A 13,763-nucleotide genomic window follows, 5' to 3' on the forward strand; every position below is an offset into this window, starting at 1 on the left:
TGTGAATATGAGACAGCCTCTGTGGCTATGTGGGGGGTGACGGCCGGGGGGGCGGCGGGGGGGGGGGGCGGCCGCGGGGGCGGGGGGGGGTGCGCCGGGCGGTGCGTGCGGGCGGTCGCGCGTGGGGCCGGTGCCGGTCGTGGCGCATCCGGCGGCGAGCGCGCCGGTGACGACCAGGCCGGCGCCCGCGCGCAGGGCTCCTCGGCGGTCGGTGTCGATCACGCGCCCATTTAATGGGTAAAGCGGGCGAAAGATGCTGATTGCCTGCTTCGGGACGTCTGCGGGTCGGGGCCGCAAACCCTCCGGCCACCTGGGCGACTCTTGCGGAACACCTGTCACAGCCTGCGCTTAACCAGCGTTTACCAGGCAGGTGTCCCATCTCACCAAGGATTCACTTTTGCGGTGCCCCGGTTTGACCTGTTATGCGCGGATAGGGACTTTTGGATCGCTGGCCCCCGTCTGCCATAGTCGATGCCACGACCTCCATCGACCCATTGACCCGGGCTCAGGTCGTTTCAGCGGCCGTGGACCACACCCCATTCGTCCACGGCCCTTCACGAAGGCCCCCGCACCGCCGCACATCGGCGACCGGGGGCTTTCGTGTATTCGCAGGCCCGTGCGCCCGGGACCCGCGGTGCACCTTCAGCGGTCGGCGACCCGCATCTCGAACCAGGTCGTCTTGCCGCGCGGCAGCAGGTCCACGCCCCACCGGTCGGAGAGCTTGTCGACGAGGAAGAGCCCGCGGCCGCTGAGGTCGAGCTCATGGACGGGCATCAGGCAGGGCAGTCCGCGCGAGGGGTCGCGCACCTCGATCCTTATCCAGCCGCGCCGCCGCGCCATCTTCAGACCGAAGACGCGGGCGCCGGTGTGCCGCACGGCGTTGCCGACGAGTTCGGAGACGAGGAGGACCACGTCCTCGGTCATTTTCGGGGAGAGGCCCCAGTGGCGGAGCACGACGACTTGCGCGAGCCGGCGCGCGATGGCGGCGGACTCCGGGCGCGACGGCAGCGGCACTTCCGCGTCCGTCGGATTGCCGAACAACTCGAGCGCCTTGAGCGCGTGTTCGTCCTCAACCGCCGGCGACCAGCGCGCCGCGGTCGCACTCCCGTGCCGCCGCGGCTGTTCCATACCCTCCAGCCCCGCCATGCCCCCATCATGGCCGCCCCGGGCGCCCTCCGGGGCCGTTCCGGAGGAATAAGCCCCCCGGAACCAACCGTTCCGGGGGGCCGAGTAGGCATATGCCAGTGGCAGTTAGGACCCTGCGGCAGCCCGTCCGACCTGCGATGACTGCCCGCTTACGGGTGATCACCAACAGCCCCGAAGCAGGCAGGCTTAAGGTTCTCTTAAGGCTCGCATAATCCGCCCCTTCGGGGGACACGCATGCTGACGCGGCCTCAACTGATCACATTCCAGGGGTACTTCAGAGGAACTTCGCCTTGCCGGGACCCTCCTCGACGAAGCTGCGCATGCCCCGCTCGCGGTCCTCCGTGGCGAACAGACCCGCGAACCAGGTGCGCTCGATCGCGAGCCCGGTGTCGATGTCCGTCTCCAGGCCCGCGTCCACGGCCTCCTTGGCGGCGCGCAGCGCGAGCGCGGGCCCCTGCGCGAGCCGCGCCGCCCACTGGTGCGCCTGCTCGTACACCTCGGCGGCGGGCACGACGCGGTCCACCAGGCCGATGGTGAGCGCCTCTTCGGCCTTCACCATGCGGCCGGTGAAGATGAGGTCCTTGGCCTTGGACGGGCCGACCAGACGGGACAGGCGCTGGGTGCCGCCCGCGCCGGGGATCAGGCCGAGCAGGATCTCCGGCTGGCCGAGCTTGGCGTTGTCGGCGGCGATGCGGAAGTCGGCGCAGAGCGCGAGCTCGCAGCCGCCGCCGAGGGCATAGCCGGTGACGGCGGCGACGACCGGCTTGGGGATGCGGGCGACGGCGGTGAACGAGTCCTGCAGGGCACGGGACCGCACGATCATCGCCGCGTGGTCCATGTCCTGCATCTCCTTGATGTCCGCGCCCGCCGCGAACACCTTCTCGCCGCCGTAGATGATCACGGCGCGTACGTCGTCGCGCAGGGTCGCCTCTTCGGCCAGCTCCTTGAGCCGGTCCTGCAGAGCGATGTCGAGCGCGTTCATCGGAGGGCGGTCGAGGCGGATCGTGCCGACGCCTTCGGCGACTTCGAGATGCACAGATGTCATGCGAGGCACGTTAGCCGTGCCCCGCATGACAGCGACATGCGGCCGGGGATCCCGGCGGGCCTGTCAGGCCTTCCACTTCTCCCAGGACATGTTCCAGCCGTTGAAGCCGTTCTCGGGCTGGATCGTCTTGTCCGCCGAGTTCTTCACGACCACCAGGTCCCCGACGAGGGAGTTGTTGAAGAACCATCCGCCGGGCGTCTTCTTGCTGTAGCCGCCGCGCACATCGCTCAGGCCGACACAGCCGTGGCTGGCGTTCGTGTTGCCGAAGGCGCCGCCCGACCAGTAGTTGCCGTGGATGAACGTGCCCGAGTTGGACAGGCGCATCGCGTGCGGGACGTCCTTGATGTCGTACTCGCCGCCGAAGCCGACCGTGTCGCCGTTCATCCGCGTGACCTGGAGCTTCTCGCTGATGACCATCTGGCCGTTGTACGTCGTCGTGCCGGGGGCGCCCGCGGTGATCGGGATCTTCTTGATCTGCTTGCCGTCCCGGACGACCTTCATCTGGTGGGACTTGGCGTCGACGGTGGAGACCTGGCTGCGGCCGATGGTGAACTTCAGGGTCTTGGCCTGCTCGCCGTACACACCCGGACGTCCCTCGACGCCGTCGAGGTTGAGGTTGACGGTGACCTTCGTGCCCGCCTTCCAGTACTTCTCGGGGCGGAAGTCGATGCGGTCGTTGCCGAACCAGTGGCCCTCGACCGGCACGGACGGCTCGGTCTTGATCTCGATGGCCTTCTCGACGTCCTCGGGCGCGGTGATCCCGCGGTTGAAGTGGACGGAGAACGGCATCCCGACGCCGACCTTCGAGCCGTCCTCCGGGGTGAACTGGCCGACGAAGGTGTTCTTCGGGGTCAGCGTCGTGAACGACGTGTCCTTGGCGGACTCGCGGCCCTCGGAGTCCTTGGCTATCGCGTGGACCTTGTACTTCGTGGACGCCGCGAGGTGGTGGGCGGGCGTCCATGTCGCGCCACCCGAAGTGATCTTGCCGGGGACCGGATTGCCCTTGCTGTCCTCGACCTTGACCTGGGACAGCTTGCCCTTGTCGGCGGCTATCTTCAGGGCCCCGCTGGTGGCCACCGACTCCGCGCCGTCCTTCGGGGCCACGGTCACCACCGCCGTCGACGGCGCGTTCTTGTCGGCCGCCTTGCCCTTGCCCTTGCCGTCGTCACCCGAGTCCGAGCCGCCGCCCCCGCCGCAGGCCGTGACCAACAGCAGTGTCACACCCGATGCCACCGCAAAGAGGCCCTTGGTCCCCCGCCGCCGTGCGCTCCCCCGCGCACCAACCGACGTCCCCGATATCGGTCGCCCGTTCACGATGTTGTCTCCCCTCACACGGCCTGGTCAGGCCCGCACCCCAGTGCATTGGCACGTGCCGACACGCGCCCCGCGCTAGATAACCACACGGTCCTGACCGATGACTCCCCGCCAATGTCACTGTTCAGTCCCAACTGCGCATGGGGTGCGGGCCCCACCTCGACTCATGGCTCAGGGCTTGGCCTCGGGCCTGGCTCCGGGCGGTGCCGTCCAGTCCTTCCACTCCATGTTCCAGCCACCGAGCCCGTTGTCAGGAGCGACTTTCTTGTCATGGCTGTTGACAACTTCCACGACGTCACCGATCAGACTCCGGTCGAAGAACCAGCCCGCCGGGGTCTGTGAGCTGCCGCCCTTCACATCGCGCAGGCCCACACAGCCGTGGCTGACATTGGTGTTGCCAGGGGCGTCCGGCGACCAGTAGTTGCCGTGCAGGAACGTGCCGGACGTGGTCAGGCGCATGGCGTGCGGGACGTCGGGGATGTCGTACTCGCCGCCGAAGCCGACGGTGCGGCTGTTCATGCGGGTCACCTCGAGCATCTCGGTGACCACCATCTTCCCGTTGTACGTCGTCGTCTTCGGGGCCCCTGCCGTGATCGGCACCGTGGAGAGGAGCTCGCCGTCGCGGCGTACCTCCATGGTGTGCTCGGCCGCGTCGACCAGGGAGTGCTGGCTGCGGCCGACGGTGAAGGTGAAGCTCTTGTCCTGGAGGCCGTAGACGCCGGGTGCGGCCTCGATGTCGCGCAGGCGCAGGCCGACGGTGACCTTGGTGCCGGGCTTCCAGTACTTCTCGGGGCGGAAGTCGACGCGGGTCTTGCCGAACCAGTGCGGGCGTACGTCGACGGCCGGTTCCGCGGTGACGTGGACGGCGCGCTGGACGGCCTCGCGGTTCTCGATCTCCCGGTTGAACTCCAGGGAGACGATCATGCCGGTGCCGACGGTGGAGCGGTTCTCCGGCGTCACGTATCCGATGAACCGCTCGTCGGGGACGTACGTGGTGAACGTCGTGTGCCGGGCCGAGCGGTGGCCGTGGCCGTCGAGGGCGACGGCGTGCACGGAGTACTTCGCGGCGAGCGCCAGGTCGCCGTCGTCCAGCGGCTTCCAGGTCGTGCCGTTCTCGTCGATGCGGCCGGGCACCGGGAGTTCCTGGGCGTCCTGCACCCGGCTGACCTTCACCGATTCGAGGCGTCCGTCGGGGACCTTCACCTGGAGGCGTTCGTCGCCCTTGACGCCCTTGCTGCCGTCGTCGGGGGTCACCCGGATCGCGTCGGCGGGCGAGCGCGGCTTGCCCATGAGGCGGTCGACGCCGCCTCCGTCACCGCTGCATCCCGCGGCTCCGGCCAGCAGTCCTGCCCATGTCACTACGGCGGCCAGCGCGGCCCCTGCGCGCCGTGCGCGCCTCGCTACCTGTCTCACGTCCGTCCCAACGACCGTCCCCCTCCTGGGGAAACGTGAGTGCGACGCACCCGCTGGGCAGAACAGTGGGGAGGACGGCGCGGGGAGCCTTGGGGTCCGCTCGCGTCGTCCGGTCTGGTAAGCCCCGGCCGCCGGGACGCGGCGGGGGTCGAGCCGCGGGAGGCGAGTGGGTGTCCAGCGCAGCCGAACAGGAAGCACTGCGGGGTGGGCGGCGCGGGACGGGCGCGGCCGTGGCCGGGCAGCCCGCCGCCGTGAACGGGACATCGGCGGCTGCGCGCACCGCGCCGGGGGCCGCTTCGGACGCGCGCGGGCTGCCCGTGTGGCCGGGGGCGCCGACGCCGCTCGGCGCGCGGTTCAGGGTGGGGCCCGACGGCGTCGCGGGCACCAACTTCGCGCTGTGGGCGGGCGGTGCGGAGGCCGTGGACCTGTGCCTCTTCGACGACACCGACGACAGCGGCGACGGGGGCGTCGAGACGCGCTGTCCGCTGACCGAGCTGACGCACGAGATCTGGCACGGCTTCGTGCCGGGAGTCCGTCCGGGGCAGCGTTACGGCTACCGCGTGCACGGCCGCTGGGACCCCTGGACGGGCGCCCGCTGGAACCCGGCGAAGCTGCTTCTCGACCCGTACGCGCGTGCTGTGGACGGCGACTTCGGGGCGCGCGGCCTTCCGCCCGAGGTGTACGGGCATGTGCGGGACTGGCCCGAGCAGCAGGTGGCCGACACGGTGCGGGACGACCGGGACTCGGCGCCGTACGTCCCCAAGGGCGTGGTCGTGCACGACGACGCGCCGGACGACGAGTGGACGGACGACCGGCGCCCCAAGACTCCGTGGGCGGACTCGGTGATCTACGAGGTGCATGTCCGGGGCTTCACCAAACTGCACCCCGGGATACCGGAGGAACTCCGCGGTACGTACGCGGGGTTGGCGCATCCGGCGGCGATCGACCATCTCGTACGCCTGGGTGTGACGGCGGTGGAGCTGCTGCCGGTCCACCAGTTCGCGCACGAGGACCATCTGCTGCGCCGGGGCCTGAGGAACTACTGGGGGTACAACTCGATCGGCTACTTCGCCCCGCACGCGGCGTACGCGGCGTCGGGGACGACGGGCCAGCAGGTCGGCGAGTTCAAGCGGATGGTGCGGGCGCTGCACGAGGCCGGGATCGAGGTGATCCTGGACGTGGTCTACAACCACACGGCGGAAGCAGGGGAGTTGGGCCCGATGCTCTCCCTGAAGGGCATCGACAACCGCGGCTACTACCGGCTCCAGCCGTCCGACGCGCGGCGGTACGCGGACTACACGGGGTGCGGGAACACGCTGCAGGTCGTCCAGCCGCACGTCCTGCGCCTCATCACGGACTCGCTGCGGTACTGGGTGACGGAGATGGGCGTGGACGGCTTCCGCTTCGATCTGGCGGCGGCGCTGGCGCGCTCCTTCCACGACGTGGACATGCTGTCGCCCTTCCTGGCGGTGATCGCGCAGGACCCGGTCCTTCGCCGGGTGAAGCTGATCGCCGAGCCGTGGGACGTGGGGTCCGGGGGCTATCAGGTGGGGGCGTTCCCTCCGCTGTGGACGGAGTGGAACGACCGCTACCGAGGCGCCGTACGGGACTTCTGGCGGGGCGCGCTGCCCGATGTGCGGGACCTGGGCTACCGGCTCTCCGGGTCGAGCGACCTCTACGCCTGGGGCGGGCGGCGGCCGTACGCGTCGGTGAACTTCGTGACGGCGCACGACGGGTTCACGCTGCGGGACCTGGTCTCCTACGAGCGCAAGCACAACGAGGCCAACGGTGAGGGCAACCGGGACGGCTCGGACGACAACCGCTCCTGGAACTGCGGCGCGGAGGGCGAGACGGATGATGCGCGGGTGGCGGAGGTGCGCCGCCGGCAGCTGCGGAATCTGCTGACCACGCTGCTGCTGTCCACCGGGGTGCCGATGCTGGTCGCGGGCGACGAGATGGGGCGTACGCAGCGGGGCAGCAACAACGCGTACTGCCAGGACAACGAGGTCAGTTGGGTCGACTGGGGGTTGCTTGAGGAACCGGGCTGGCGTGCCCTTTTCGACCTGACGTCCCGGCTGATCGCGCTGCGGCACGCGCATCCCGTGCTGCGGCGGCGGGCCTTCTTCTCCGGCCGTGCGCACTCCGCCGACGGGCTGCGGGATCTGGCCTGGTTCACCGCGCGGGGCACGGAGATGACGGAGGCGGACTGGTACGCGCCCGCGGCGACGCTGGGGATGTATCTGTCGGGGCGGGACATTCCCGGGCGGGACGCGTGGGGCGTGCCGGTGGTGGACGACAGCTTTCTCGCGGTGCTGCACGCGGGGGAAGGGCCGGTGAGCTTTGTGCTGCCGGGTGAGCCGTGGGCCGACGCGTACGAGGTGGTGGTGGACACCTCTCTGGAGGAGCAGGGGGTGGCGCCGGGGGATGTCCATCGGGCGGGGAGTGCGGTGACTGTGGCGGGGCGGGCGGTTGTTCTGCTGCGGGTGTGTGGGTGAGGGTTTCCTTTCTGCGCCGGCCGCGAGGTGGCCGCAGATCACCGCCTCCGGCGAGTTCGTCCTCAAACGCCGGACGGGCTGAAATTCCTGCTGCCGGGCAATCGGGTGGGCGGGCGGGAAAGATCCGCCGCGGAGCGGCGGGACTGCTTCAGGTCAGGATTCTCCGGGTGTACGCCACCGCTACCGCCGCCGCGCGATCCTTCGCGTCCAGTTTCGCGTAGATATGGGTGAGATGCGTCTTCACCGTGGCCTCGCTGATGAAGAGTTCGCGGGCGATCTCGCGGTTGGACGTGCCCTTGGCGACCAGGACGAGGACCTCCCGTTCGCGGGCCGAGAGCGCTTCGTCGCCCGGTGTCGTGGCCGGGGCACGGACCGCCGAGACGAGGCGGGAGGCCACCGCCGGGGAGAGGACCGTGCGGCCCTGGGCGGCCGCGCGGACCGCGGTGAACAGCTCGTCGCGGGGCGCGTCCTTGAGGAGGTAGCCCGTCGCGCCCGCCTCGATCGCGGGGAGCGTGTCCGAGTCCGTGTCGTACGTGGTGAGGACGAGGACCCGGGAGCGGGCGCCGCGCCGGGTGAGCTCGGCGATCGCGTCGACGCCGTTGCCGCCGGGCATCCGCAGGTCCATCAGGACGACGTCCGGGTCGAGGCGTTCGGTCAGGGCGACCGCCTCGACGCCGTCGGCGGCCTCGCCGAGCACCTCGAAGCACGGGTCGGACCGGAACATGCCGCGCAGTCCGTCGCGTACGACGGGATGGTCGTCGACGATGAGGAGAGTGATCACGTCAGCCATGGCGGACCAACGGTACGCGAGCCGACAGTGCGGTGCCGCCGCCCGGTTCCGATTCGACCGTGAACGAGCCCGCGATGCGCTCGGCGCGGGCCCGCATGCCGTCCAGGCCGAAGCCTCCGGAGCCGCTGCGCTTGACGAGTGTCAGCGGGTCGAAGCCGCTGCCGTCGTCGCGCACGTCGAGGGTGACCTCGCCGTCCATGTAGGAGAGGGTGACCCCGACCCGGGTGGCGGCCGCGTGCCGGGAGGCGTTGGACAGTGCCTCCTGGACGATGCGCAGGAGGGTCGCCTCGATCTCTTCGTGCAGGGGCTCGGCGGGTCCGGTGACCGTGACCTCGGCGCGGACGCCGGTGCGTTCGGCCCACTCCGTGACCGTCTTCTTCAGCGCTTCGGGCAGCTCGTCGTGTTCCAGGGCCGTCGGGGAGAGGTTGTGGACGGAGCGGCGGGCCTCGCCCAGGCTGTGCCGGGCGAGATCGGCGGCGCGGCCCAGATGTTCGCGGGCCAGCGTCTCGTCGGAGGCGCCCGCGACCACCTGGAGCTGGGCGATGATGCCGGTCAGGCCCTGCGCGATGGTGTCGTGGATCTCGGCGGCGAGGCGGCGCCGCTCGTCGGCCACCCCCGCCTCCCGTGCCTGGACCAGGAGTTGGGAGTGCAGGGCGGCGTTCTCGTCCATGGCCTGCTGCAACGCGGTGTTGGTGTGCTCCAGTTCGACGATGGTGGAGACGGCGATGCGGTTGCGCTCGTCCTCCTGGGCCGCGAGGTGCGCGAAGACGATCAGCAGGGCGACGTTCACGGCGAGCAGTGCGCCGAAGACGGTCCAGCCCAGTTCGCCGTGCGGCGGCAGACCGCCGGACTGGGAGCCGGCCATGATGACGGCCGTGGCGAACAGGCCGGGCTTGACCAGGCGCGGCGGCAGCAGCCGTTCGGCGCCGAAGTAGCCGACGACGGCGTAGAACGCGAAGAACGGGTTGAACCAGGTCAGGGCGAAGGCGAGCGCCCAGCGCACGGCGTAGTAGAAGGTGCCGGCGGCCGAGGGGCCCGGACGGCTTCCGGCCGCCGTGCTCCACCACAGCTGGAGCGCGAGCCCGGCGCCGACGAAGGCCCAGGACGCGTACCACTCGCCCCGGCTCATGCCGACGACGCCGGAGGTGGCGAGCGCCATGAGGAGCCCGAAGCCGAGCAGGGCGTAGGGGCCCCAGCGGTTGAAGAGACCCCATCGCTGCTCGATGATCTTCGCGGCGTCCGACGTGCTCATGGTCATGGCCCCAGTGTCGTCGACGGACACCGCCCGGCCCATGCCCTCACTCCCAGCGGAACCAGCGCGCCGCGCCGTACGTCAGCGCCACCGTCCACAGGACGAGCACACCCAGGTGCGCCCACCCCGGCCAGTCCCCCGCAGCCGCCTCGTACAGGGCCTGCGAGGCCGCGCCGAAAGGGGTGAACTCGACGATGCGGGCGAGGGTTTCGGGCATGGCCTTGACCGGCAGCCAAACGCCCGCGGTGAACATCGAGGGGAAGAAGACCGCCGAGCCGATCGCGGTGGCGATCTTCGATGTGCGGGAGAGCGCGGAGACCAGGGCGCCCATGGCCAGGGCCGCGCAGATCGCCAGGGCGAGGGCGACGACGTATCCGAAGGCCATGCGCGGCAGCGGTACGTCGAAGGCGATGCGGCCCACCACGAGCGAGAGCAGCGCCGAGAGCAGCGCGGCCGCGCCGTGCAGGCCCATCTGCGCGGCGAGCAGCGACGTGGGGCGCACCGGGGTGGTGGACATCCGGCGCAGGATGCCGCGTTCGCGGTAGCCGGTGATGACGGGCGGCATGGACTGACCGCCCGCCATGATCATGGCGAGGAGGACCGTCACGGGGACGTACGCGTCGACCATGCGAAGACCGCCGAGCGAGTCGTCGGCCTCCCGGAAGGACGGGATGGAGCCGAGGATCACCAGGAGGATGGTGGGGAACGCCAGGATCCAGAAGATCCCGCCGGGTTCGCGGGTGAAGAGGCGGAACTCGCTCTTCACGACGTCGGTGGTGGCGGCGCTCATGCCGTGGCTCCCGTCAGGTCGAGGAACGCGTCGTCCAACGTGGCGTCGGAGACCCGCAGTTGGCGGGCGGTGATGTGGTGCCGGGCGAGCAGGGTGATGGCCGCGTCGACGGTCGTGTCGGTGCCGTTGATCGTGTAGCGGCCGTCCCGCTCCTCGACGGAGGTGAGCTGCGGCAGCGCGGCGAGTTCCCGCCCGTCGAGCGGCGCGGACGGCGTGAACGACATGACGGTGGATCCGGCGGCCCGGCTGATCAGGCCCGCGGGGGTGTCGAGCGCGGCGATCCGCCCCTGGTCGATGACGGCGATGCGGTCGCAGAGACGCTGGGCCTCCTCCATGAAGTGGGTGACGAGGAGGACGGTCACTCCGCTGTCGCGTACGTCCTCGATGAGCTGCCAGGTGTCGCGGCGGGCGCGCGGGTCGAGTCCCGTGGTCAGCTCGTCGAGGACGACGACCTTCGGGCTGCCGATCAGTGCGAGCGCGATGAACAGGCGCTGCTTCTGCCCTCCGGAGAGCTTGCCGAAGCGGCTGTCCAACTTCTCGGTGAGGCGCAGGCGTTCGGCGAGGGGGTGCCAGTCGGCGGGGTGCGGATAGAAGGCGGCGTACAGTTCGAGCGCCTCGCGGACGGTGAGCTTCGCCTGCAGCTCGCTCTCCTGGAGCTGGGCGCCGAGCAGCCGGGTGACGCGGTCGTGGTCGGCGACGGGGTCGAGCCCGGCGACCCGGACCGTCCCCGTGTCGGGGATCCGCAGGCCTTCGACGCACTCCACCGTGGTGGTCTTGCCCGCGCCGTTCGGTCCGAGGACTCCGAAGATCTCGCCTTCCTCGACGGCGAAGGAGACACCGTCGACGGCGGCACGTCCGCCATAAGCCTTGTGCAGGTCGCGCACTTCGATGATGGGCATGGGTCGAGCCTCGCCGGTGGGCGGGGGTGCGGGCATCGCCCATCGCGCTCGAAGCGGCATCAGCCGATCGGTTGATGGCGGGTACGACCTCGCCGGTGGCGGCGGGTCCCAAGACCAGCGGACGAGGGGGTCCGGGCCAAAACTCGGTGGGCGCTGTCAGTGGCCGTCCGTAGGCTCGCCCCTGATGCCGAAACCAGATGCACCGACCAGGGAATCAGCGAAGGAATCAGCGGGGCGACCAGCGGAGGAGCACTCGGGAGGGTCCGCCGCGCGGACCCTGCTGCGTCTGTGGCCCTATGTCAGGCCCGTACGAACTCGCCTGTTCAGCGCGGCATTTGTCGCCGTCCTCGCGTCCTGTACGGGGCTTGTCTTCCCCCTCGTACTGAAGTGGCTCGTGGACGGTCCGGTGGCCGAGCGGGACCTCGGCGGGGTGTGGCTCGGGGCGCTGCTCCTGCTGCTGCTCGGCATCGCCGAGGCGCTCCTCTTCGGTCTTCGGCGGTGGCTGGTCGCGCGGCCGCTCGCCTCCGTCGAGGCGGCGATGCGGGCGGATCTCTACCGCCATCTGCAGCGGCTTCCGGTGGCGTTCCACGACCGGTGGGCGTCGGGCCAGCTGCTTTCGCGCGGCACGACGGATCTGATGCTCCTTCGGATGTTCCTCGCCTTCCCGCTGACGTTCCTGGTGGTCAACGGCGCGACGATCGTGGTCGGCATGGTCATCCTGGTCGCGCAGGACTGGGCGCTCGGACTTGTGCTGCTGACCCCGCTCCTCCCGCTGGTGATCTTCTGCGCGTACTTCGAGGGCCGCTATCAGACGGTGGCGCGGCGGGCGCAGGACCAGGTCGGCGATCTGACGACCGTCGTCGAGGAGAGCGTGCTCGGCATCCGCATCATCAAGGGCTTCGGCCGCCACCGCAGTCAGGCGCGGGCGTTCCACGATCTTTCGCACACGCTGCGGGGCACGGAGCTCGCCAAGGCGCGGCTGCTCGCCGCGATCTACGCGGTGATCATGGCGCTGCCGGAGGTCGCGATCGGCGCGGCCCTTGTGCTCGGCACGGTGCAGGTGGCGGACGGCGACCTGTCCACGGGCACGCTGGTGGCGTTCCTCTCGACGGCCCTCGCCCTGCGCTGGCCGGTGGAGTCGATCGGCTTCCTGCTCGCGATGAGCCAGGAGTCGGCGACGGCCACGGAGCGGTATTTCGAGGTGATGGACGCGGAGCCGGAGACCTTGCCGGTCGGGGGCGGGGCCGGAGCCGCCGTCGGCGTCGGCCTCGGCTCGGAGATCGAGGCGGGGATCGGGTCCAAGTCCGGGGCCGGGACCGGGCGTGGCGCTGGATCCGCCGTCGACCTCAGGTCCGCCACAGGCCCCGAGGCCCGATCCGGCCCCGGAGAGGCCGGGCTCCGCTTTCACGGCGTACGGTTCCGCTATCCCGACGCCCCGCCCGACGCGCCGCCCGCGCTCGACCGCATCGATCTGCACATACGCACCGGTGAGACGCTCGCCCTCGTCGGTGCGACGGGCAGCGGCAAGACGACCCTGACGGCGCTGGTGCCGCGGCTGCACGAGGTGAGCGAGGGCCGCATCACGCTGGACGGCGCGGACATCGCGGAGATGGACCGCGAGCGGCTGCGCACGCTGGTGGCCGTGGCCTTCGAGGAGCCGACGCTCTTTTCCGCGTCGGTCGGCGAGAACGTCCTGATGGGGGCCGAAGAGGCCGCCGGGCAGCCCGAGTTGGCGCGCGCCCTCGACATCGCGCAGGCCGACTTCGCGCATGCGCTGCCGCAGGGCACGGACACGCAGGTGGGCGAGCAGGGCCTGAGCCTGTCCGGGGGCCAGCGCCAGCGCCTCGCCCTGGCCCGCGCGGTGGTCGCCCGCCCCCGCTTCCTGGTCCTCGACGATCCGCTGTCCGCCCTGGACGTGCACACGGAGGCCCTGGTGGAGGCGGCCCTGCGCCGCGTCCTGCGGGACACCACGGCCCTGGTGGTGGCGCACCGCCCGTCCACGGTCCTGCTCGCCGACCGCGTCGCCCTGCTGTCCGGGGGCCGGATCACGGCGGTGGGCACGCACCAGGAACTGCTGCGGGAGAACGCGGAGTACGCGTGGCTGATGTCGGGGGCGGAGCCCGCTTCCGCGCGGGAAGAGGCGGACGACACGTACGCGGAGGGGGAGGCGGCACGATGACGGCATCGACACCGGCGTCACGGACCACGGGGCCGGGCGGGGAGGAAGAGCCGGGGGGCCGTCGGCACCTGGACGACGAGCGGCTCCCGGGCGACGAGCGCCGCCCGGGAGCGGACGCGTCAGCCGGGTCGCGAACCCGTTCCGATACGGCGGCCCGTTCCGGCACGGAGCCCGCCCCCCTCAACGGCTCCCCGTCCCCGGAGGCCGAAGGCCCCGCCGAATCCGCCTCCCCCACCGACGACTTCGACCAGGACACGCTCCCCACCGCGCCCGGCGCCACCGCCGCCCTGCTCCGTTCGCTGCTCGCGCCGCTGCGCAGGCGGGTCGTGCTCGCGACCGTGCTGCTCCTGCTGCAGCAGGCCGCCGTGCAGGGCGGGCCGCGGGGCGGTGGGGTCGCCAACGCAACCGGGGTGCCCGCCGGACGCCCCCCACACAAAGGG

Annotated in this window: 10 protein-coding genes and 1 pseudogene; 3 read left to right on the plus strand and 8 right to left on the minus strand. The window is 71.0% G+C overall.

The window, feature by feature from the left end; translation table 11 throughout:
• Positions 1 to 642 precede the first annotated feature (642 nt).
• The 4 genes from ACFWY6_RS19055 to ACFWY6_RS19070 all read right to left on the minus strand — a co-directional run bounded on the left by ACFWY6_RS19055 (position 643) and on the right by ACFWY6_RS19070 (position 4,918).
• Positions 643 to 1,251 (minus strand): ATP-binding protein, encoded by a 609-nt coding sequence (locus tag ACFWY6_RS19055; RefSeq protein ID WP_361826054.1) that lies wholly within the window; start codon positions 1,249 to 1,251, stop codon positions 643 to 645.
• Between the two features lie 169 nt (positions 1,252 to 1,420).
• A complete protein-coding gene (locus ACFWY6_RS19060) occupies positions 1,421 to 2,191 on the minus strand; it encodes an enoyl-CoA hydratase/isomerase family protein (protein WP_384691559.1) in 771 nt (256 codons plus the stop codon).
• A 63-nt stretch (positions 2,192 to 2,254) separates the two neighbouring features.
• Positions 2,255 to 3,505, minus strand: coding sequence for an Ig-like domain-containing protein (locus tag ACFWY6_RS19065; protein WP_384691562.1), 1,251 nt, complete (start codon positions 3,503 to 3,505; stop codon positions 2,255 to 2,257).
• 171 nt (positions 3,506 to 3,676) lie between these two features.
• Positions 3,677 to 4,918, minus strand: coding sequence for an Ig-like domain-containing protein (locus ACFWY6_RS19070; protein WP_384691564.1), 1,242 nt, complete (start codon positions 4,916 to 4,918; stop codon positions 3,677 to 3,679).
• A 170-nt stretch (positions 4,919 to 5,088) separates the two neighbouring features.
• On the opposite strand from ACFWY6_RS19070, the gene glgX reads away from it, so the two are divergent.
• Positions 5,089 to 7,413: a glycogen debranching protein GlgX gene (glgX, locus tag ACFWY6_RS19075; protein WP_384691566.1), complete on the plus strand. Its 2,325-nt coding sequence runs from the start codon at positions 5,089 to 5,091 to the stop codon at positions 7,411 to 7,413.
• A 148-nt stretch (positions 7,414 to 7,561) separates the two neighbouring features.
• On the opposite strand, the gene ACFWY6_RS19080 is transcribed toward glgX, so the two are convergent.
• The 4 genes from ACFWY6_RS19080 to ACFWY6_RS19095 are packed head-to-tail and all read right to left on the minus strand — an operon-like array spanning position 7,562 to position 11,144.
• Positions 7,562 to 8,203, minus strand: coding sequence for a response regulator (locus ACFWY6_RS19080; RefSeq protein ID WP_384691569.1), 642 nt, complete (start codon positions 8,201 to 8,203; stop codon positions 7,562 to 7,564).
• Positions 8,196 to 9,455, minus strand: a complete 1,260-nt coding sequence (locus ACFWY6_RS19085) for a sensor histidine kinase (protein WP_384691588.1) — start codon at positions 9,453 to 9,455, stop codon at positions 8,196 to 8,198. Before ACFWY6_RS19085 ends, ACFWY6_RS19080 begins: the two co-directional genes overlap by 8 nt.
• Positions 9,456 to 9,501: 46 nt before the next feature.
• On the minus strand, positions 9,502 to 10,245 hold the full coding sequence (locus tag ACFWY6_RS19090) for an ABC transporter permease (RefSeq protein WP_384691571.1): 744 nt from the start codon (positions 10,243 to 10,245) through the stop codon (positions 9,502 to 9,504).
• Positions 10,242 to 11,144: an ABC transporter ATP-binding protein gene (locus ACFWY6_RS19095; RefSeq protein WP_384691573.1), complete on the minus strand. Its 903-nt coding sequence runs from the start codon at positions 11,142 to 11,144 to the stop codon at positions 10,242 to 10,244. The genes ACFWY6_RS19090 and ACFWY6_RS19095 overlap by 4 nt, the downstream gene beginning before the upstream one ends.
• 184 nt (positions 11,145 to 11,328) lie before the next feature.
• On the opposite strand from ACFWY6_RS19095, the gene ACFWY6_RS19100 reads away from it, so the two are divergent.
• Together ACFWY6_RS19100 and ACFWY6_RS19105 are read left to right on the plus strand one after the other, a co-directional pair.
• Positions 11,329 to 13,323 carry an ABC transporter ATP-binding protein gene (locus ACFWY6_RS19100; protein WP_384691576.1) on the plus strand — a complete coding sequence of 665 codons (1,995 nt, stop codon included), beginning with the start codon at positions 11,329 to 11,331 and terminating at the stop codon, positions 13,321 to 13,323.
• Positions 13,320 to 13,763: pseudogene (locus ACFWY6_RS19105) on the plus strand (hypothetical protein); the annotation flags it as partial. The gene ACFWY6_RS19100 and the pseudogene ACFWY6_RS19105, both read left to right, overlap by 4 nt.

The organism is Streptomyces sp. NPDC059037, from assembly GCF_042740015.1.
Classification (GTDB): domain Bacteria; phylum Actinomycetota; class Actinomycetes; order Streptomycetales; family Streptomycetaceae; genus Streptomyces.